The 331-nt window shown below is 73.7% G+C and carries 1 protein-coding gene; it reads left to right on the top strand.

Annotation, left to right across the window (positions count from 1 at the left end; all coding sequences use genetic code 11):
- On the top strand, window positions 1-331 hold a 331-nt coding region (locus IO33_RS0142210; RefSeq protein WP_031174364.1), incomplete at both ends, for a PP2C family protein-serine/threonine phosphatase.

Genomic DNA, 331 nt, shown 5'->3' with positions numbered 1-331 from the left:
CAGCCACCTGCTCGTCTACAGCAGCGCCGGCCACCCCCCGCCCGTCCTGCTGCACCCGGACGGCTCCTGCGAGCTGCTCGACCAGGCCACCGACCCACCGCTGGGCGCCCGCCCCGAACACGTCCCCCGCCCCCAGGCCAACGCCACCTACACTCCCGGCGACACCCTCGTCCTCTACACCGACGGCCTGATCGAACGCCGCGATGAGGACATCGACGTCGGCCTGGCCCGCCTGACCTCCACGCTCGCCACCTGCACCGAGTTCGGCGCGGAACACCTCGCCGACGCCCTCCTCGCCCGCCTCGACGTCGCCAGCGGGGGCAACGACGAC

It is taken from the genome of Streptomyces durhamensis (genome assembly GCF_000725475.1).
Taxonomy (GTDB): domain Bacteria; phylum Actinomycetota; class Actinomycetes; order Streptomycetales; family Streptomycetaceae; genus Streptomyces; species Streptomyces filipinensis.
The sequence above is the reverse complement of the archived record's forward strand: the minus strand, read 5'-3'. Positions and strand labels throughout refer to the sequence as shown.